At 49.9% G+C, this 18,958-nt stretch carries 19 protein-coding genes; 18 read left to right on the top strand and 1 reads right to left on the bottom strand.

Annotated features, from left to right (window positions below):
* Positions 1 to 19 precede the first annotated feature (19 nt).
* The 8 genes from ET33_RS01225 to ET33_RS01190 all read left to right on the top strand — a co-directional run bounded on the left by ET33_RS01225 (position 20) and on the right by ET33_RS01190 (position 9,673).
* Entirely contained in the window at positions 20 to 1,063 is a 1,044-nt protein-coding gene (locus ET33_RS01225) for a FecCD family ABC transporter permease (protein WP_051775018.1), read from the top strand.
* A complete protein-coding gene (locus tag ET33_RS01220; RefSeq protein WP_036675403.1) occupies positions 1,060 to 1,833 on the top strand; it encodes an ABC transporter ATP-binding protein in 774 nt (257 codons plus the stop codon). The genes ET33_RS01225 and ET33_RS01220 overlap by 4 nt, the downstream gene beginning before the upstream one ends.
* A gap of 104 nt (positions 1,834 to 1,937) precedes the next feature.
* Positions 1,938 to 2,669: a YwiC-like family protein gene (locus tag ET33_RS01215; protein ID WP_036675400.1), complete on the top strand. Its 732-nt coding sequence runs from the start codon at positions 1,938 to 1,940 to the stop codon at positions 2,667 to 2,669.
* An 85-nt stretch (positions 2,670 to 2,754) separates the two neighbouring features.
* A complete protein-coding gene (locus tag ET33_RS01210) occupies positions 2,755 to 4,086 on the top strand; it encodes a radical SAM/SPASM domain-containing protein (RefSeq protein WP_063761607.1) in 1,332 nt (443 codons plus the stop codon).
* Positions 4,087 to 4,317: 231 nt separating this feature from the next.
* Positions 4,318 to 5,034 (top strand): iron-sulfur cluster repair di-iron protein, encoded by a 717-nt coding sequence (ric, locus tag ET33_RS01205; protein WP_036675398.1) that lies wholly within the window; start codon positions 4,318 to 4,320, stop codon positions 5,032 to 5,034.
* A 142-nt stretch (positions 5,035 to 5,176) separates the two neighbouring features.
* Positions 5,177 to 5,836 (top strand): radical SAM protein, encoded by a 660-nt coding sequence (locus tag ET33_RS01200; RefSeq protein WP_036675396.1) that lies wholly within the window; start codon positions 5,177 to 5,179, stop codon positions 5,834 to 5,836.
* 45 nt (positions 5,837 to 5,881) lie between these two features.
* Complete coding sequence (nrdD, locus tag ET33_RS01195; protein WP_036675393.1) at positions 5,882 to 7,807, top strand: anaerobic ribonucleoside-triphosphate reductase; 1,926 nt, start codon at positions 5,882 to 5,884, stop codon at positions 7,805 to 7,807.
* A gap of 363 nt (positions 7,808 to 8,170) precedes the next feature.
* Entirely contained in the window at positions 8,171 to 9,673 is a 1,503-nt protein-coding gene (locus tag ET33_RS01190; protein WP_036675391.1) for a nitrate/nitrite transporter, read from the top strand.
* 66 nt (positions 9,674 to 9,739) lie between these two features.
* On the opposite strand, the gene ET33_RS01185 is transcribed toward ET33_RS01190, so the two are convergent.
* The gene (locus ET33_RS01185; RefSeq protein WP_036675389.1) at positions 9,740 to 10,105 is read right to left on the bottom strand and encodes a group I truncated hemoglobin; all 366 of its coding nucleotides are present in this window, start codon (positions 10,103 to 10,105) and stop codon (positions 9,740 to 9,742) included.
* 103 nt (positions 10,106 to 10,208) lie between these two features.
* On the opposite strand from ET33_RS01185, the gene ET33_RS01180 reads away from it, so the two are divergent.
* From ET33_RS01180 to ET33_RS01135, 10 genes are all read left to right on the top strand, one after another.
* Positions 10,209 to 11,303 carry a TIGR04053 family radical SAM/SPASM domain-containing protein gene (locus ET33_RS01180; RefSeq protein ID WP_036675387.1) on the top strand — a complete coding sequence of 365 codons (1,095 nt, stop codon included), beginning with the start codon at positions 10,209 to 10,211 and terminating at the stop codon, positions 11,301 to 11,303.
* A gap of 128 nt (positions 11,304 to 11,431) precedes the next feature.
* Positions 11,432 to 12,472, top strand: a complete 1,041-nt coding sequence (locus tag ET33_RS01175) for a hypothetical protein (protein ID WP_010496947.1) — start codon at positions 11,432 to 11,434, stop codon at positions 12,470 to 12,472.
* A complete protein-coding gene (locus tag ET33_RS01170) occupies positions 12,459 to 14,636 on the top strand; it encodes a molybdopterin oxidoreductase family protein (protein ID WP_036675381.1) in 2,178 nt (725 codons plus the stop codon). The genes ET33_RS01175 and ET33_RS01170 overlap by 14 nt, the downstream gene beginning before the upstream one ends.
* Complete coding sequence (locus ET33_RS01165) at positions 14,633 to 15,196, top strand: 4Fe-4S dicluster domain-containing protein (RefSeq protein ID WP_036675379.1); 564 nt, start codon at positions 14,633 to 14,635, stop codon at positions 15,194 to 15,196. Before ET33_RS01170 ends, ET33_RS01165 begins: the two co-directional genes overlap by 4 nt.
* Before the next feature lie 24 nt (positions 15,197 to 15,220).
* Positions 15,221 to 15,772 (top strand): Rieske 2Fe-2S domain-containing protein, encoded by a 552-nt coding sequence (locus tag ET33_RS01160; RefSeq protein WP_200879176.1) that lies wholly within the window; start codon positions 15,221 to 15,223, stop codon positions 15,770 to 15,772.
* Positions 15,762 to 15,944: a hypothetical protein gene (locus tag ET33_RS01155; protein ID WP_036675377.1), complete on the top strand. Its 183-nt coding sequence runs from the start codon at positions 15,762 to 15,764 to the stop codon at positions 15,942 to 15,944. The genes ET33_RS01160 and ET33_RS01155 overlap by 11 nt, the downstream gene beginning before the upstream one ends.
* Entirely contained in the window at positions 15,945 to 16,295 is a 351-nt protein-coding gene (locus ET33_RS01150) for a hypothetical protein (protein ID WP_051775017.1), read from the top strand. It abuts the gene before it with no gap.
* Positions 16,292 to 16,588 (top strand): hypothetical protein, encoded by a 297-nt coding sequence (locus ET33_RS01145; RefSeq protein ID WP_152570570.1) that lies wholly within the window; start codon positions 16,292 to 16,294, stop codon positions 16,586 to 16,588. The genes ET33_RS01150 and ET33_RS01145 overlap by 4 nt, the downstream gene beginning before the upstream one ends.
* A gap of 82 nt (positions 16,589 to 16,670) precedes the next feature.
* Complete coding sequence (gene moaA, locus ET33_RS01140) at positions 16,671 to 17,675, top strand: GTP 3',8-cyclase MoaA (protein ID WP_036675373.1); 1,005 nt, start codon at positions 16,671 to 16,673, stop codon at positions 17,673 to 17,675.
* 1 nt (position 17,676) lies between these two features.
* Complete coding sequence (locus ET33_RS01135; RefSeq protein ID WP_036675371.1) at positions 17,677 to 18,945, top strand: molybdopterin molybdotransferase MoeA; 1,269 nt, start codon at positions 17,677 to 17,679, stop codon at positions 18,943 to 18,945.
* Positions 18,946 to 18,958: the final 13 nt, after the last annotated feature.

The following is an 18,958-nucleotide window of genomic DNA, read 5'->3' as shown; positions in this document are numbered from 1 at the left end:
ACAACCGGGTGAGTAGAAGATGGAAGCGATAACGCAAAAGGCTGATTCATCCAGCAAGGTTAAAGATTACATGCTTTTTTTAACGCTATGGCTCTTGCTGTTCGCCCTTTCGATCACAGCGCTTTGCTTAGGTCGATATGGCATTCCGATTTCGGATGTCTTGGATGTTTTATCCTCGAAACTGCTTGGAAAGCCATCAAATGTAAATCAAACCATTGAAAATATTATTTTGAATTTAAGATTGCCCAGGATCATCGCTTCTATTGTGATCGGGGGTTCACTGGCATTGGCTGGGGCTGCTTACCAAGGGATTTTTAGAAATCCTTTGGTTTCCCCGGACATTTTAGGTGTTTCTTCCGGTGCGGGGCTGGGGGCTGCTCTAGCCATACTTTTTCATTTGGGGACATTCGGTTTACAAATCTCCTCCTTGGCTGGAGGCATATTGGCCGTTATGATCACAAGCGCGATTCCAAAGTTCATGAAAAATAGCTCAACCATCATTCTCGTCTTAGGGGGAATCATCGTGAACGGGATGATGGTTTCCTTACTAGGATTGGCCAAATATATGATGGATACCGAAAATAAGCTTGCGGAGATCACCTATTGGCTTTTGGGCAGCTTAGCCAAAATCTCCAAGGGCGATATATGGACGATCTCCATTCCCATGGTGATCTCGATGCTGCTGCTGCTCGCTATCCGATGGAGAGTCAATATCCTTGCTTTGGGAGAAAGCGAGGCTAAAAACCTGGGCGTCCATACGGAATTTTATCGCGGTCTCGTCATCGTACTATCTACAGTTTTAACCGCTTGTGCCGTATGTGTTAGCGGAACCATCGGTTGGATCGGGCTAATCGTTCCTCATTTGGGGCGGATGCTGATTGGGCCGGACAATAAAAGATTATTTCCTCTTTCTATCATCCTAGGAGGAGGATTTTTGTTAATGATGGATACGCTATCAAGAATCGTTTCTCCGGCAGAATTGCCCATCAGCATTTTAACGGGGCTTGTGGGGGCGCCTTTTTATTTTTGGATTCTCCATAAACAAAGGATGAACATGACATGAAACTTGAAGTGAGCAATGTAAGTTTTTCGTATAAACAAAAGAACGTTTTTTCCAATGTATCCTTCAGCCTGAACGAGGGGGAGATTCTTTCGATTTTGGGACCCAACGGGTCGGGCAAGTCTACCCTGTTGAATTGTATAGCGAGGCTGCTAAAAGGGGAGCAGGGGGATATTTTCCTTGACGGAAAATCCATTTATGACTATACCATGAATGAATTTGCAAGAAATATCGGCTATGTTCCTCAAAACCATACGCCTGCCTATGCATTTACGGTTAAGGAATTCGTTGTCATGGGGCGCTCGCCGTATATCTCGGCATTTTCGATGCCATCCGACAAGGATTACAACATTGCAATCGAGGCCATCGAGATGATAGGGATCGGTCATTTGTTAACCAAGCCGTATACGGAGCTTAGTGGCGGAGAGAGACAGCTGGTCACCATTGCCAGAGCCATTGCCCAGCAATCCAAAATCATATTAATGGATGAACCGACCTCACAGTTAGATTATGGCAATCAGATTCGAACGATTGAAATCATAAAAAAACTGTCCCACAAAGGCTACGGCATCATCATGACCACGCACACACCGGATCATGCTATATTGTTGAACGATAAAATCGGAATCATGGACAAGTCAGGCCAATTTGAATGGGGTCATGCCGCACATATTTTAAACGAAGAGAAGCTGAAAAAAATATATAGCATTAATTTGAAGCTAGTGTATTTAAAGGAAATCGATAGACTGGCCTGTGTAGCCGAAGGGATCTAAAACATCCCCGCGATCTGCAAGGCATGTGCATAATATCATAGAGTGGACGGGGGAGACAATTATATGATGGTTATGCAATAAGGTGTGAGAGGAGCGACTGTCCCATGAAGAAGCGAAGTATAGTGATTCCTCATGAACACGGCGGTTGGGCGATGGTCAGTGTTCCTTTTCTGCTCGGACTGTTCGCCGGGAAGCCGCAGTTGATGCATCTGCCGTTATTTATGGGATGGCTGTTTCTCTATCTATCGTCCTATCCTTTTCTTCAGTCCATGAAAAATAAAGCCAATCGGCGGCATTGGATCAAATGGGGGACGATTTACGGTTTACTTGCGGCTTGTTGTTTAGTGCCATCGCTTTTCAGCCATCCGGCACTGCTTTATTTCGGCCCGCTTCTTCTTACGCTGCTGTCGGTGAACATATGGCATACGAGACACAAATCGGAAAGGGCGCTGGTGAACGATCTTTGCGCCATCCTCCTTTTCAGCCTTGGAGGAGCAGCCGCTTATCTGGCGGGCGGTGGAGGATGGGACCGGATGATGGCATCGGTCGTTCTGTTCAGCTTTTTGTATTTTACAAGCAGCGTCTTTTTTGTGAAGGCCATCTTTCGCGAAAGAGAGAACAAGCGCTGGATCGCTTATACGCGAGCATATCATGTTTTACTCCCACTCGTCTTGTGGGCGGCGGGCCATCCGTGGATGATCCTTGCTTATGCGTTTTCCGCTGCTCGGGCGTTCGCTTTCGCAGGCAAACCGGTTCGTCCCTGGAAGGCGGGAATTATTGAAATTGTGGGTGCGGTACTGTTTGTAATTTTTTCCGCTGCGCTCATTCAACGATGAAGGGTGATAAGGATTGGCAAAAGTGACAAACCGTTGGACTCCTTCCCGCTACTCAACCATCGTGCGATGGAACGGAAAAGGAGGGATGATTTACAATTCCTTTTCCGGTGCCATGGCTGCTTTTGAGTCAGATGAGGAGGCAGAAGTCCTTAGAGTACTGGGGAAGGGAGCGCTCCATGAGGAATTGTCCGGGATGACCTCCGATCTGCGCGATGCCGGATTTTTGGTGCCGGACGGGACGGACGAGCTTGCGCAGGCGCAAAAGCTGCACGCTGCGCTGAACGAAGCGAATTCGATGCATCTCGTGATCATGCCTACGGAAGCGTGCAACTTTCGCTGCACGTATTGCTACCAGAGCTTTCCCCGTGGCGCCATGACGCGGGAGACGATCGACGGTTTAAAAGCGTACGTCCGGCAAGCTGCCGAAAGCATCAAGCATCTTGCCGTCAGCTGGTTCGGCGGCGAACCGATGCTTGTTCCCGATACGATCGTTGAATTGTCGGATTCTTTTATGGAAAGCTGCTCGAAAAACGGCATCAGCTACTCCGCAGACATGTCCACAAACGGATACTTTTTGACGAAAGAGAGGTTTATGGGGCTGCTCGACCGAAACGTGCGCCGATTCATGGTGACGCTGGACGGAACGGGAGCGGTTCACGACAGGAGAAGGTGTCTTCGCGGAGGCGGCGGAACGTTTGAGAAAATCATCGGCAATTTGAAGGCGATGCGTGATGTCGATGCTTCGTTTGCTGTCGATATTCGAATCAATTTTGACGAGGATAACGTGGATGAAGTGCCGGATTTGCTGACGAAGCTTTTTGTTTGGTTCGAGGGAGACAAGCGGTTTCAGCTGCTGATCCGACCGGTCGGCCGGTGGGGCGGACGAAATGACGACCGGATTCCCGTGTGCGACCGAACCGCATCGGATGCGCGTCTGTGGGAATTGACGGGCCTTGGAGTGGAACGCGGACTGCCGCTCAGCGAGACGATCATCGATTCGCTTATGCCGTCCGGAGCCGTCTGTTATGCCGCCAAGCCCAATGCGTTCGTGATTGGAGCGGACGGACGGCTGTACAAATGCTCGGTTGCGCTGGACGACCCGGTGAATCATGTCGGGCAGCTTCACGCAGACGGAAGCATGGTTCTGGATATGGATAAAATGGCGAGATGGATCGGCTCCGGTGAAGAACGGGACCCGGTTTGCCGCACATGTTATTTCCGCCCTGCCTGTCAGGGCAACCATTGCCCGTTATACCGGATGAGAACGGGGAAGCGCCCCTGTCCGCATGAGAAAAGAAAAATCAAGCACGTGCTGGAATTGATCGGGAAGAGCAAAGATCAAGTCAAAGGAGGTGGAGAAGAATATGAAGTGGATTCGTCCGGCCATAACAACCGCGCAAGCGGTGAATTCCGGTAAAATATTGAAGTCGGTGCCTGGAAATCTCGCTTAAGCAGGTCCAACGACATTCTGGAAAAAGTCCAAGTTTTGTTGCTTATCGGCAACGAACCTTGGACTTTTTCATTTTGGGGCTAGGAGAGCAGAAAAAAACGTGATTGTAAACACAGTAGGCTTATTCTCGTTGCATTACAATTTAGACAAGAACATGATCGTTAGGATCAACGGTCATGTCAAAGGGAGGTCAAGCCAATGAGCACTTCTTTTAACGGTTCCGAAACGATCGGACAAATCGTGACTGCGTTTCCCGGGTCCAGCAACATATTTCTTGAGCACGGCATCGACTTTTGCTGCGGTGGGGGGCGTCCCCTGACAACAGCGTTAAGACAGAAAAACATCGAGGAAGTAGCTTTCCTTGAGAAACTAAACCGGTTCTACGCGGAAGCGAACCAAAAAACCGATCCCAACACGGACTGGAGCAAGCTCTCGTCGAGTCGGTTGATCGATCATATCGTTACCACCCATCACGCGTACTTGGAACGGGAGCTCCCTGTGTTAAGCGAATTCGTCACCAAAATTTTGCGGGTACACGGTCCGGAACGCCGTGAGCTCGCCAAGCTTCATATGCTTTTTCATCAGATGAAAATGGAGCTTGAGCAGCATTTGATCGCCGAGGAGGCGACTGTCTTTCCGTTAATCAGGGAATTGGAACACAATCCAGCCCCATCCCTTGCGGAGAAAACGGCGAATGCGATTAGGGAGCTTGAGGCAGATCACAGCGGCGTTGGCAATCTCCTAAAAGAAATGAGAGCCGTCACAAGCGATTACGAGCTGCCAGCCGGCGCGTGCCGGACTTACACGCTGGCGTTCCACAAGCTGCAAGAGCTCGAATCGGATTTGTTCCAGCATATCCACCTGGAGAACAATATTCTTTTCCAGCGCGTGAGCAATCCCGCCAACGAGTCTTAACGAGCCAGTTTCCAAGAAGAGGTCGTCTATGGAAGGCGACCTCTTTGTGTGACTCGGATCACCGAAATATACTATATATGGTGATAAAATAATAAAGATAACACCATATATAGACAATTTCAGAGAGGAGGGTAACGGGGAAGTGCTACGATTTTATCCAATCATGATTCGGACTTTCGACGATCTGCCGGGGAACACCTCTTTAGTGATCCATTCTCTTGCCGGCTGTAATTTGCACTGCTTCGGATGTCATAACTATGATGAATTGGTTACATCCAATCATGAGCATTATTTGTTGGCGGGTGATATTTTGCAACAAATCAAGATGAACGGATATTTATTCGATGCCCTCATCTTCAGCGGCGGGGAGTTTTTAATGGGAAATCTTACAGAAATCACCTTGTTTCTTGCGGATCTGAAGAAAGGGTTCCCGGGCAAAATCATCATTAACACGAACGGCACGTTTCCTGAGAAAATACGCCATTTGCTGGAGAGAGAGTTGGCTGACGGGATTCATATCGATATGAAATTGCCGTACCATGCTTTCGATAAGAACGTCGATATGGCCGCCTATCAAGCCGTTCTCGGTGTCGTTCCTACCCCTGCGCTGGTTCAAAACATGATGTCGGCGATCCAATTGGTCATTCGGCACAATAGTCCTTTCAGCCAGGTGCGTACCGTAAAATATCCTGTTTTAAGCGAGGAGTATTTTGAGCAAATTCGCAGCTATATCGATGAGCTGAAGGAGCGTTACAACAGCGAGGTCACGTATAAATTAAATGAATTTTATTTTTCAGCTTGAACGGGAATGGAATCAAAATGATCGTAATCAGGGAGGAACGGATGAATGTTTAATCATTTTAACGAAATCATCGAAAAATTCACCTCGGAGGTCGAAGACAAAAAATCGGACTATTTAAAACGTGAGAATAGCAATTTTGTGTACTCTCTGCCTCTGCTGCGCCACAATCTTACAAACTTTGCCGAAGAGGAATTTTTGCTGTCGCACATATTGCCGTCCAAACTGACGGAGCTCTATAAAGACGGCGTTGTATACATACACGATAAGCAATTAAGCCCGTACTGCATGAGCGTCGGATGCAAAGATATCGCGATGATGGGAATCCCCAATTTGGCCAAAAATATGCTGTCCTCCAAACCGACGAAAAAGCTGGATGTTTTGTTAAGACATGTCAGCAATGTCATCGTTCTGATGTCGCAGCAAGTATCCGGCGCGGTTATGTTGTCCCAATTGACAACCATATCTGCATCCTACCTGTACTTTGAACAATTGGATAACGGTAAAGCGTACTCGGATCACGAACTGAAGCAGTTGTTTCAAGGCTTGATATGGGAAATGAACATGCCGCTGCGCGGAGGCTCGCAATCCGCATTTTCGAACATCACGATGGAATTCGGCAAACCGTCCGAGGAAATCAAAAACGAATATGTCATTATCGGGGGCGTTACCAAAAATATCAAATATCAAGATATTCCGCCTATTTATTTTGACCGGATCAACAAGGCGATTATCGATGTGATGAAAGAGGGGACGGGAACAGGGATTCCGTTTACGTTTCCTTTAATTACCGTTCAAATTGACGATCATTTTAATTTTCAGGACGAGCTGTTTCTGTACTTGCTGGAGCAAATGTATTATTGGGGCGGCGTCTACTTTGAAAACTTCCGGACGAAACCGTTTGAAAATGAATATTACAAAAAACGCAACCCTTTATTGAAACCGCGCGATCCGGAAGCGAGCCGAAGTTTATGCTGCAGGCTGCAGATCGATTTGTCCGTGCTTTCAAGAGCCGGAAGCGGCATTTTTGGCAGTTCTACCGGATCGACCGGCGCCGTGCAAGTGTTGAATCTTAACTTGAATCGAATGCTGATGGAATTTGGACATAACGAATCTCTACTTTTGGATAACATCAGAGAGGTTCTCGAACTCATGCAGCAAGGCCATCAGGCCAAAAGGTCATGGATCGAAAGAAACAAGGAGCTGTACCCGACGTTTTTCGCCTTCAACAACGATCTGAAAAACTATTTTAATGTATTTGCCGTGACCGGTATGCACGAGGGATTGCATAATATGGGATTTGAAGGCGGATTGTTGAATGAGGACGGCAAGAGGCTGGCTCATCGTCTCATGCAAGCTATGACTGACATCATCAATGAGTTCATCGTGCGGGATAAAGTGGCCTGCGGGATTGAATATGCTCCCGGGGAGAACGCTGCGATCAAGCTCGCCCGGCATGATTTGAAATGGGGGAAACAGCATGGACGGCATGTCTATGTTCAGGGCAGTGGTGATAACGTATACCTGACGTCCGGGTGTATGCTTCCGTTCAGCGAGGAAGACTTCCTCAAGCAAATCGAAAACAGTGCGGAATTTCAGGGGTACGCCACATCGGGAAGCATTCTCCATCATTTTGTGGAAAGCAAGCTTGCACCAGGCCAACTTGCGCAATATCTCAGTAAAATATTCGAAAAGCCGATTAACTACATCACGCTTACCCCTACCCTTACAAGCTGCTTAAGCTGCAATCGGCAATTGGTAGCGCAGGATGGAAAGCATATCGGGAATTGTCCGGTTTGCGGCAGTGACGATATCGCCACATTCAGCCGTGTGATCGGTTATGTAAAGATGATATCCAGAAAAAGCATCAAGGTGGATAAGGAAGGTTGTTATCACGGGGAGTTCAACTTCTGGAGCAAAGCGAGAAGGTTTGACTGGAATACGAGAAAGAGAGTTAAGGTTGAAGAGATGTAACCGATGAACTGCGCACGTGGCAGCTTTCCTGTGAAGAAAACAATCATCTGGGCGCTGGATAACAGACCGCCGGATTTCGAATGTTTTGTGTACATTGTGTGAAAGTGAATCTTTTTACACTACATAAATACGGTTTATGATGATTTGAATCACAGTGATGAAATAGTGAGAAATGATATTTTCAGGATGTTCCCGTTGAAAAGAACATTCCGTAAAGGAGGCATCGTTACACTTGGGAAGGGGAGGCGGCGCGCCGGTTGCCGATTTGCGCCGCAGCCACGTCTTATGCCTCAGGCATAAGCCCGAAATGAACTTTATGAAATTGGAACAATGACGATTGACTAAGAAGTGGAGGGGAAAAGGATGGATGTTCGAAAGCTCCAATTGCCGTTGCAAACGGTAAGTCTCATTCTCGGTTTTGCGGTTTGGGTGATTCTGTCTTCGCTCATGCCTTTCATCAAGTCGGACATCCCGATGACCCCGGGCCAGCTGTCCTGGGTAACGGCCGTGCCGGTGATTCTGGGGTCGGTCCTGCGCATTCCGATCGGTTTCTGGACGAATAAATACGGCGCGAGAAAGCTATTCGCCATCAGCTTTGTTCTGCTGCTGTTTCCCGTCTATTATGTAAGCCAGGCAACGACGTTCGTCGATCTGATCATCGGCGGTTTCTTCCTCGGCATTGGCGGTGCCGTATTTTCGGTCGGCGTTACTTCGCTGCCGAAATATTATCCGAAGGAAAAGCACGGTTCCGTGAACGGACTTTACGGCATCGGCAACCTTGGTACGGCGGTGTCGGCGTTCGGCGCTCCCGTTATCGCAGGCTCGATCGGATGGTCTGCCACCGTCCAGCTGTATATGATTTTGCTAGCCGTGTTTGTCCTCCTTCATGTTTTTCTCGGTGACCGCAAGGAGCCGAAGGTCGTGACCCCGGTGCGGGAGCAGATGAAGGAAATATACCGCAATCCGCGCCTATGGGCGATCAGCCTGTTTTATTTTATCACCTTCGGCTGCTTCGTCGCATTCACCATCTATTTACCGAATTTTCTCGTCAGCCACTTCCAATTGGCTAAGGCGGACGCAGGCTTCCGAACAGCTATGTTTATCGCGATCGCGACGGCGGCACGGCCGATCGGCGGATGGCTGGGTGACAAGTTCAATTCTTTCGTCATTCTGATGTTTGTATTTGGCGGGCTGACCTTATCCGGCATCTTGCTTTCCTTCTCGCCGGACATTCAGCTTTATACCGTCGGTTGTCTGCTGATCGCGGTTTGCGCAGGGACGGGAAACGGCACGATTTTCAAGCTGGTGCCCCTCTATTTCCTGAAGCAGGCCGGGCTTGTAAACGGAATCGTTTCCGCCATGGGCGGCCTTGGGGGATTTTTCCCGCCTCTGATTCTCGCTTCGTTACTCAGCTTGACGGGCCATTATGCAATCGGATTCATGGCCTTGTCGGAGTTTGCTTTGGTCAGCCTTGTCCTTGTGTTCTGGATGTATTATCAAGACCGGCTTCGTTTGGCAACGGAAATTATTGAAAATACGGCGGAAGCCATTGTTATCACGGATTTGAAGGGCATGATCCGGCAGGTGAATCCGGCGTTCACTAAAGTAACCGGCTATACGCAGGAGGAAATCGTTGGGGAAAATCCGCGCATTTTAAAATCGGGCAAACAGCCGTCGGATTTTTATGCCACGATGTGGAAAACGATCAAAGAAAAAGGCTTCTGGCAGGGCGAAATATGGAACCGGAGGAAAAACGGCGACGAATACCTTCAATGGCTGACGATCAGCGCCATCAAAAACGACGCCGGCGAAGTGAAGCATTACGCGGGGATGTTCAGCGACATTTCAGAGCTAAGAAATAAATAAAAAAGAAGCTGAGAAAGCTTCGGACCCATGCAAGTCTGCGGTCTTTCTCAGCTTTCTTATCATTCCCTACTTATACAGGATATCGTCTTTTAACTCGGCCACATGTGACAAGGCTTGCTCGATTTCCGGCTCGCTGACGCCGAAATGCGCAAGTGAATCATGCAGATGCTTAACGATGGCATGAAAGTGAGCCGGCTGCAGGTTCATGCCTTCATGAGCTTTGGCCATGGACTTTCCCGAGTATTGGTTCGGTCCCCCTAACGCAAAACTGATAAATTTGGTCTGGTGGCGCCGTTGTTTCTCCATATCAGTGTTCTTAAAAAACTCGTTCACCGTATCATCCGCCAATACAAGCTTATAAAAATAATCGACGACTTTGGCAATGGCCTGTTCTCCGCCAACTTTTTCGTAAAGGCTTTTCGTCGTTTCCATAGGAAACCTCCCGAGTCACAATATGTCAATAAATAGGATGCTTCGGAGCAATAAAAATATTCATGCTTTCTCTCCAGATTGCAAATGAGAAGGAGGGATTTTATTGAAGCCCCTTATAAAAGAAAGGGATTACAACGAAAATCCATTCATCGTCATATGGGAAGTCACCCGGGCCTGTGCTTTGAAATGTCTGCACTGCCGAGCGGAGGCACAGCATGGAGCGGACCCCGGACAGCTGTCTTTCGAAGAGGGGAAGCAGCTCATTGACGAGATCGCTCAGATGGATAACCCGCTATTCGTCTTTACCGGCGGGGATCCGTTAATGCGGCCCGATCTGTTCAAGCTTGCCCGTTATGCGATCGAAGAGCGAGGTCTTCCCGTCTCTATGACGCCGAGCGCCACGCCGAAGGTGACGCGAGAAGCCGTCCAGAAGGCGAAGGAAGTCGGGCTGTCGCGGTGGGCGTTCAGTCTCGATGGCTCCTGTGCGGAAATTCATGACCATTTTCGAGGGACAAAAGGATCATACGATCTGACTATGAGAGGGATCGAATACTTAAAGGAACTGCAAATCTCGGTTCAAGTAAATACGACCGTATCCCAATATAATCTTCATGATCTGGAAGCGATCGCGGACAAGGTCAAGGAGATGGGAGCCGTGCTGTGGAGCGTATTTTTCCTTGTGCCCACCGGACGCGGGATGGTGAAAGATATCATCACCCCGGAGCAGCACGAAGAAGTGATGAAGTGGCTGTGTCACATCCAGCAAAAGATGCCGTATGGCGTAAAAGCAACGGAAGCGCCGCATTACCGGCGGGTTCTCCTGCAGGAGAAGCAGCGTTTAGGCGAGCGGGTTGCGGCCATGGGAACGAAACGCCCGGATCTTCTCGGACGCGCGCCTAAGGGGGTAAATGACGGAGACGGGTTTGTATTTATCAGTCATACCGGAGATGTTTACCCGAGCGGATTTTTGCCTGTCGTATGCGGGAATGTCCGGGAGCGGCCGCTTACGGAAATTTATCGCAGCTCTCCGGTCCTGATCGCATTACGCGACAAATCGCGGTTAAAGGGCAAGTGCGGGGTTTGTGAATTCAAGGCATTGTGCGGAGGATCGAGGGCGAAAGCTTATGCCGTTACCGGCGATTATCTGGAAAGCGATCCCTACTGTGCTTACGTGCCTAGAGCCCTTGCGATGGAGTAAAGTATGTTTTTTGAACAAAATCCCCTTCTTGGGTCGGAATGTACCATCTTGTGATTATCATCACAGTCAATGGGGAGAGGGCAATGCTTTAATGAAAGTGACCAAAAATGAATTATGGAGGTCAAAACATGGACCGGGCGTTTGCATCCAAATTTGCTAAGAATTACTTCCTTACAGTTGTTTGTCTCATCATTCTGATGTATATCGGGTCCCGTTTTTTTACTCATATTGACTTGGCTTTATATGGGTACATGGTCGGTACGGTCGTTTTTATCGGCGGCTTTTTCTACCGGTTTATCGCCTGGGCCGAGCGTCCGCCGACGAAGGTCATCATGAAAAAAGGCCTTCGGCTGCTGTTTCGCAGAAGCACTCCACAAACAACCGTTGAGCATCTGGCCACCTACAAATTTATATGGAACCGCGGCATCTACCGCTGGACGCAGCACATTTTGCTGGGGTGGGGCTGTATTCTCTCTTGCCTGGTTACGTTTCCGCTCGTATTCGGTTGGATGTACTTTACGATGGAGGATAACAGAACCTACACGGTTGTCGGTTTTGGCCTCGACATCATGCGGGTCCAAGCGGACGGCTGGATCGCCTTCTTGTTTTACAACGCATTGAATATTACAGCCTTCATGGTCATCGCCGGCGTATGCATGGCGCTGTACCGGCGCATCAAGAACATGCAGGCAAGAGCGGAGCAAACCTTCGTATACGATTTTCTCCCCTTGTACCTGATCCTGTTTATCAGCATTACGGGATTGATGCTCACGGGGGCGAATATTTTCCTGCACGGCTGGGGTCATCCGGTCATTACGCTGATTCATCAATGGTCCGTCATTCTTACGTTAATTTACCTTCCATTCGGTAAACTGGCGCATATTCCGTTCCGGCCGATGAGCGTGCTGGCCCGAAATTACCGGGAGCACTATGGGGAGAAGGAAATGAAAGCCTGCAAGGTATGCGGCACCGGATTTGTTTCGGTCGAGCAATCGAACGATGTCATCCAAGTGTTGAAGCAAAGCGGCGTTGAATTCAAGATGGACGAAGGCTTCCATCTGGCGGAGCTGTGTCTGCCTTGCCGGCGGAAGTATCGCATGTCGCGGTTTGCGGGTGTCCCCACCCACGAAATCAAGGTCAAGGAGGCGAACCAGAATGCAAAAGGATAAATTTTATCGCGATATTGAGAATAAGCATCATCCGAAGGAAAAGCTGGTTCCGACCCACTGTTCTTACTGCGGCATGCAGTGCGGCATGAATTTAAGGGTGGATACGGATAGTAACAAGATTATCGGCGTAGAGCCGAGGTACGATTTTCCAGTGAATCTAGGTAAAATGTGCCCGAAAGGCGTCACCGCTTACCAGCAAACGAACCATGACGACCGGCTGCTCCGGCCGTTGATCCGGGAAGATGCCTCGAAGAAAGGAACGAAGGAAGGCTTCCGGGAAGCGTCGTGGGACGAAGCCTATGACTTGATCGCGCGGAAGTTCAAGGAACTGCAGAACAACTACGGCAAAGATTCGTTGTCCGTGTTCAGCGGCGTATCCATGACGAATGAGAAATGCTACTTGACCGGCAAATTTGCCCGCGTCGCCTTGCAAACGCGCTACATCGATTATAACGGCAGATTCTGCATGTCCAGCGCGGCAGCCGGATTCATGCGCAGCCTTGGGGTGGATCGCGGATCTACGCTGCCGTGGACGGATATTCACCAGTCGGATTGCTTGTTTATTGCCGGAAGCAATACGGCCGAATGCCATCCGACCTCGATGTTCCGGGTATGGGAGGTGCAGAATCGCGGAGGGTATCTGATCGTTGCGGACCCGAGGGAAACCCCGATTGCGAGACGGGCCGATGTCCATCTCGATCTCAAGCCCGGTACCGATCTGGCGCTCGCGAACTGCATGGTAAATTTGCTTATCCAGCAAGGATTTGCAGATGAAGCGTTTATTCGCGAGCATACGAACGGCTTCGAAGAAACGATGGAAGTCGTGAAGGCGTTTACCCCGGAATATACAAGTGAAATTACGGGAGTGGCACCGGAGAAATTGATCCGCGCCGCAGAAATCTACGGCAAAGCACCGAACGCCGTCGTCCTGTTCGCGCGCGGGATCGAGCAGCAGCAAAAAGGAACGGACAACGTATCAGCGTACACGAATATGTGCCTGGTGACCGGCAAAATTGGCCGGCCCAAATCCGGAGTCGCCACGTTTACAGGCCAAGGAAACGGCCAGGGCGGCCGGGAGCACGGACAGAAAGCGGATGCGCTACCCGGCTACCGCAAAATCACGAACCCGAAACACGTGCAGGAAGTGTGCAGCGTCTGGGGAATTACGCCGGAAGAAATGCCGCAGCCCGGCGTTTCGGCTTATGAAATGTTCGAATTGATGACCGAAAAAACGATCCGCGGCTTATACTTGCTGTGCTCCAATCCCGCAGTTTCCGCGCCGAATCAAAACTTCGTACGCGCTGCGTTGAAAAGTCTGGATTTCATGGTTTGCTGCGATATGTTCTTATCGGAATCGGCGGAGTTTGCCGATGTCGTCCTTCCTTCCGTGACGTGGTCGGAGGATGAGGGCACCGTGACCAACCTGGAGGGCCGGATCATCAAGATCAATAAAGCCCAGGAGCCGCTTGGCGAGTCGAAGCCGGATTGGCTGATTCAGGTGGAGCTGGCCGAGCGTCTCGGCCGGGGCCAGTATTTCCGTCATCTGACGACGGCAAGCAAAGTTGCGGAGGAATTCAGGCTTGCCTCCAAAGGCGGATATGCGGATTACTACGGGGCGACGTGGGATAAAATCGAGAAGCAAAACGGTGTTTTCTGGCCCTGCCGCGACGAGCAGGATCAAGGAACTCCCTATATGTTTTTGGATAAAAAGTTTTATCATCCGGACGGCAAAGCGAAAATATGCGCGCTTCCTTACCGGCCGCCCGCGGAAGAGCCGTGTGAACAGTATCCGCTCAGGTTAACAACCGGCAGGGTCGTCTATCATTACTTATCGGGAAACCAGACGCGGAGAATTCCCTTTTTGCGGGATATGTGCCCGGAGCCCTTCGTCGAAGTTCACCCGGAAACAGCCAAGCTGTACGGTATCGAGCACGAGGAAATCGTTCGTTTGTATACCCGGCGCGGCGAAGCGTACTTTAAAGTGAAGATCATCGAAGCCATTCGTAAAGATACCGTGTTTGTCCCTTACCATTTCGGACATGATCAGTCAATCAACCTGCTGACCATTGCCGCGCTGGACCCGATGTCGCGAATGCCGGAATTTAAAGCTTGCGCAGCCCAGATTGAGAAGCTGGCGGATGGGACGAAGGGGGCACTGCTGTGAAAAAACTATTGTATATCGAAATGGACAACTGCATCGGCTGCCGAAGCTGTCTGGCCGCTTGTACGCAATGCGGCGGTCACGACGAACGGAACCGCAATTACGTCTATGATGTCAACCCGTTGGTGGACCGGCAGACGATTCCGCTGATGTGCCTGCACTGCGTCAATCCGGCATGCGCCAGAAGCTGTCCGGCACAAGCCATCCAGATCACGGAAGAAGGCGCGGTGCTGTCCGCGCTCGTCGAGAAATGCATCGGCTGTCAGAACTGTACGATTGCTTGCCCTTACGGGATTCCGAAATTCGATGAAGAGCAGAACCTGATGTATAAATGCGATCTTTGTTACGACCGTACGAGGGACGGTATTCCGCCGATGTGCGCATCCGTTTGTCCGACCAATACGCTGCAGTGGATCGATGAGAACGAGTTAGCCGAGAAGCGGGAACGTCATCGAGTAGGCAAATGGGTGTCCAGCCGCCAGCCGTTCGAGCCTCTGGAGGGGGAGACCCGTGTACAAATCAGCCTTCCCGGTATTATTCAAGGAATACAGAAGCTGTTCTGAACCGTCTGACAAAGGAAAGCGACTATGATTAGAAAGCGGGTGGACCGCATGGATCAAGAGAAGAACAACAAGGTTCCGTATAACGAAGACAATTACACGCATAACATTCGTAAAAATAATGAGCGAACCTTGGACCGGCGCGGCTTTATGAAGACGATGGTGGGGGCGGCGGGAGTGTTCGCTATTTCCACTCTTCCCTGGGGCGGACTGGCGGCCAAAGAGCTTGCGGGGCTTGGCCAAAAAAGCCATCCCAAAACGAAAATCGCCGACGTTCAAGCGTTGAAAGTGGGAGAGGCCGTCGAGTTTGCTTATCCGGGGGAGCACGATTCGGCGCTACTCATCCGCTTGGGCGAGAATGAATACAAAGCGTATCAAAATGCATGCACTCATCTGAAATGCCCGGTATTTTGGAACGGCGAGGAGAAAAAAATGGTTTGTCCGTGCCATCACGGATTTTTTGACCCCAAATCGGGCGCTCCGACAGGAGGGCCGCCAAGAAGGCCGCTGCCGGAAATTATCGTAGCCGTCGAAGGGCCGACTATTTATGCAACGGGAGTGAAGCGGTATGAAGCGTAGCTATCGGGGCGTCATCCTGCTGAGTATCGTGCTGCTGCTCAATATTATTTTCACGCAGTATACAATCAACAATTATTATTTTGAAAACTATAAGCTGGTGATCTTGTTTGCCGCGTTAAACGTCATTCTGTTTCCAATTGCCTTAGTTATTTACAAGAAGGAAGTGAAATAGATGAAGAAATCGGAGTTTTTCATGGATTTATGTTTCATTCGGGAAACTGCAGCGGATGCGTCCGGGCAACCTTTTGAGCAAACCATTGACGATCAGCTGAAAAGCTTGTTTCCGAAGCATGCGAAATGGAGCCTGGAGCAGAAACAGGCAGAAGGTCTGGAATACGTCGTTGCAGAGGTTACGGGGACTGGGGCTTGGGAGAAGGAGGAGGACATGCTCGCCTATCTCGAAGAGCGGGCAGCCCACCATTTCTGGGACTGGCTGCAGGGCTACCGGTTAGAGGTAGAAGTGAAGGAACATGCGGAGTGCAGCCATTGCGGCCAAAATAACATCAAAGCCGGTGTCTTATGATGGAATGGGGCATGATGTTATCCAAGTATGAAGGAAGCCGGATCACCGTCTGGATTGAAGATCTCTCGGGCGAAGAACAAACGCAGCCCAAGCCGTACACCCTGTTCAAGACAGCGCTCACGGAAGACCAGGCCTATTTCAAGTTTTATTTTAATGCCCACCAGTTTCTTTCCGTACCTTTATTTGACGACTCACTGACTAAGCTGGAGCGCAACCAAGCAAGAGACTGTTTTGTTTCGCATGATCCAAAAGCTAACCTGCGTTATCATATCTACTTTGAAGAACGCGTATAGAAGGAGCGAAGTCGTGCGCTATTCGATGATGTCATCGGGTAGCGCATTTTTATAAAACGGTGTGACGAAAGGAGGCCGCGGGATGAACCGTCCATTGATCGATTCGTTCGGCAGGGTTCACGATTATTTGCGCATATCCGTGACGGACCGCTGCAATTTACGATGCGTATACTGTATGCCTCCTGAGGGAATGGAATTCGAACCTGGCCAAAAGATATTGACCTATGAGGAGATCACGGAGGTCGTGCGAGTACTGGCAGGAATGGGTGTCCGAAAAGTAAGGCTCACCGGAGGGGAGCCTTTAGTTCGCAAGGAGCTTGAAACACTCGTAGCCATGATTGCTGCCGTTCCGGGAATAGAAGATATCGCTTTGACCACGAATGGCATATTTCTCGCATCGAAAGCGGCTAAGCTTAAGGCGGCGGGATTGACTCGCGTCAATATCAGCTTGGATTCGCTGCGCGCGGACAGGTTTTCTTTCATTACGCGCGGCGGAGATGTGCGGCGTGTTCTGGATAGTATTGATACTTGCATGCAAGTGGGGTTCCATCCGATTAAAATAAATGTCGTGCTCATGAAGGGGATCAATGATGATGAAATTGCAGATTTCTTGAGGTTGTCCATGGAACGGCCGCTTCAAATCCGATTTATCGAATACATGCCGATCGGCCATCAAGACAAAGGCTGGAAGGCTTCTTATATGCCGTTAGCGGCCATTTTCGATCGATGCCACGAAATGGGGTGGAAGGTTATCCCTTGCCATACGATCCGTGGCAGCGGACCTTCCGAAAATTACCGAATCGAAGGAGCACAAGGAAGCTTCGGACTCATCCATCCGGTAAGCGACCATTTTTGTGAAACGTGCAATAGGCTCCGCCTGACGGCTGACGGCAGCATTAAGCCTTGTTTATACTGGTCGGACGAATTTAATGTACGAAAATGGATCGGAAATGATGATGCCATCCGCGAGCTCTTTTTCAAAGCTTTGCATTTGAAGCCCCAAAATCATGAAATGGCAAAAGCCTTAGACGATGAAAAACAGACACATCGGTCGACTTCCAGGAGAATGTCGCAGATTGGAGGATAGTATGGAACGTGTACAGCTTTCGAACCGTTTTCGCAGGAACGCCATTCAACCTGACGCGGCGCAAAAGATGATTCAACAGCATATTCGGCCGGGAGACGTCGAGCGCGTACCATTGGAGGAAGCTTTTGGCAGGAGATTGGCGGCGGATGTATTCGCATCGGACCCCATGCCGCATTTTTGCCGTTCGGGTATGGACGGGTTTGCCATACGGTGGGAATCGACAATCGGCGCATCTTCTGTACAGCCGGTTGTTCTGGAAGTTATCGAGAGCATTCCTTGCGGCTCGACGCCGACGAAAGCCATAACGAGGAATACGGCATCAAGGATTATGACGGGAGCTATGGTACCGGAGGGCGCAAATGCGGTCGTCATGCTTGAGATCGCGGAATGCTTCGAGCAAGATGGAAAAACGTTCATTTCGATCAAAAAGGAACAGAAGGAAGGTCAAAACATAACCTTAACCGGATTTGAATTGGCAAAAGGCGAGCTTGTCCTGGAAAAGGGGAGGAAAATACATGCGGGCGAGATTGCCCTGCTGGCTGCCTTCGGCATGGGAACGGTTAATGTCTTTAAGCGCCCCAAGGTAGCCATATTTGCAACCGGCTCGGAATTGTTGAGCGTTCATGCGCCGCTTGAGCCCGGGAAAATCAGGAACAGCAATACGCATATGCTGGCAGCACAAGTCCGGGAGGCAGGCGGCACTCCGATCCTTCTGGAAACGATCCCTGACGATGTGGAACAGGCTATGGAGCGAATAACCGACGCATTTTCCATAGCGGATTGTGTCATTACAACAGGCGGGGTATCGGTAGGCGATTACGATATTATGGTCGACATTTTTGATGCGTGGGAAGGGACGACGTTATTTAACAAGGTCACGATGCGGCCGGGCAGCCCTACGACGGTTGGCGTGATGAAGGACAAGTTTCTCTTCGCGCTTTCCGGGAATCCGGGGGCTTGCTTTGTGGGGTTTGAGTTGTTTGTTCGTCCGGTGCTCTGGGGCATGCAGGGGAAGAAGGACGTTCTCCCGCCGGAAGCAACCGCATTCTTAGGGGAGGATTTTACGAAAGTCAATGCCTATCATCGATTCGTGCGGGCCAAAAGCTATATTGAAGACGGCAGGGTATATGTCAAAATGGCAGGACCCGATCAGTCCAGTGTGATGCTTTCGATCAAGGATTCCGACTGTTTCATGGTCATCCCTCCGGGAGGGCGCGGCGTTCTCGCTGGAGAAAAGGTACGCATGATTCAACTCGGAGTTACGGAGTAATGTAGGATTTGCA

This window comes from Paenibacillus tyrphae (assembly GCF_000722545.1).
GTDB classification, from domain to species: Bacteria; Bacillota; Bacilli; order Paenibacillales; family NBRC-103111; genus Paenibacillus_G; species Paenibacillus_G tyrfis.
Note: the sequence above shows the minus strand (reverse complement) of the source record. Positions and strands in the feature narration are given on the sequence as shown.

What these genes read in the sequence shown, in the direction of transcription:
- ET33_RS01225 (WP_051775018.1), top strand. Translation starts at nt 20, where the DNA reads ATGGAAGCGATAACGCAAAAGGCTGATTCATCCAGCAAGGTTAAAGAT.
- ET33_RS01220 (WP_036675403.1), top strand. Translation starts at nt 1,060, where the DNA reads ATGAAACTTGAAGTGAGCAATGTAAGTTTTTCGTATAAACAAAAGAAC.
- ET33_RS01215 (WP_036675400.1), top strand. Translation starts at nt 1,938, where the DNA reads ATGAAGAAGCGAAGTATAGTGATTCCTCATGAACACGGCGGTTGGGCG.
- ET33_RS01210 (WP_063761607.1), top strand. Translation starts at nt 2,755, where the DNA reads ATGATTTACAATTCCTTTTCCGGTGCCATGGCTGCTTTTGAGTCAGAT.
- ric (WP_036675398.1), top strand. Translation starts at nt 4,318, where the DNA reads ATGAGCACTTCTTTTAACGGTTCCGAAACGATCGGACAAATCGTGACT.
- nrdD (WP_036675393.1), top strand. Translation starts at nt 5,882, where the DNA reads ATGTTTAATCATTTTAACGAAATCATCGAAAAATTCACCTCGGAGGTC.
- ET33_RS01190 (WP_036675391.1), top strand. Translation starts at nt 8,171, where the DNA reads ATGGATGTTCGAAAGCTCCAATTGCCGTTGCAAACGGTAAGTCTCATT.
- ET33_RS01185 (WP_036675389.1), bottom strand. Translation starts at nt 10,105, where the DNA reads ATGGAAACGACGAAAAGCCTTTACGAAAAAGTTGGCGGAGAACAGGCC.
- ET33_RS01175 (WP_010496947.1), top strand. Translation starts at nt 11,432, where the DNA reads ATGGACCGGGCGTTTGCATCCAAATTTGCTAAGAATTACTTCCTTACA.
- ET33_RS01170 (WP_036675381.1), top strand. Translation starts at nt 12,459, where the DNA reads ATGCAAAAGGATAAATTTTATCGCGATATTGAGAATAAGCATCATCCG.
- ET33_RS01160 (WP_200879176.1), top strand. Translation starts at nt 15,221, where the DNA reads ATGATTAGAAAGCGGGTGGACCGCATGGATCAAGAGAAGAACAACAAG.
- ET33_RS01155 (WP_036675377.1), top strand. Translation starts at nt 15,762, where the DNA reads ATGAAGCGTAGCTATCGGGGCGTCATCCTGCTGAGTATCGTGCTGCTG.
- ET33_RS01150 (WP_051775017.1), top strand. Translation starts at nt 15,945, where the DNA reads ATGAAGAAATCGGAGTTTTTCATGGATTTATGTTTCATTCGGGAAACT.
- ET33_RS01145 (WP_152570570.1), top strand. Translation starts at nt 16,292, where the DNA reads ATGATGGAATGGGGCATGATGTTATCCAAGTATGAAGGAAGCCGGATC.
- moaA (WP_036675373.1), top strand. Translation starts at nt 16,671, where the DNA reads ATGAACCGTCCATTGATCGATTCGTTCGGCAGGGTTCACGATTATTTG.
- ET33_RS01135 (WP_036675371.1), top strand. Translation starts at nt 17,677, where the DNA reads ATGGAACGTGTACAGCTTTCGAACCGTTTTCGCAGGAACGCCATTCAA.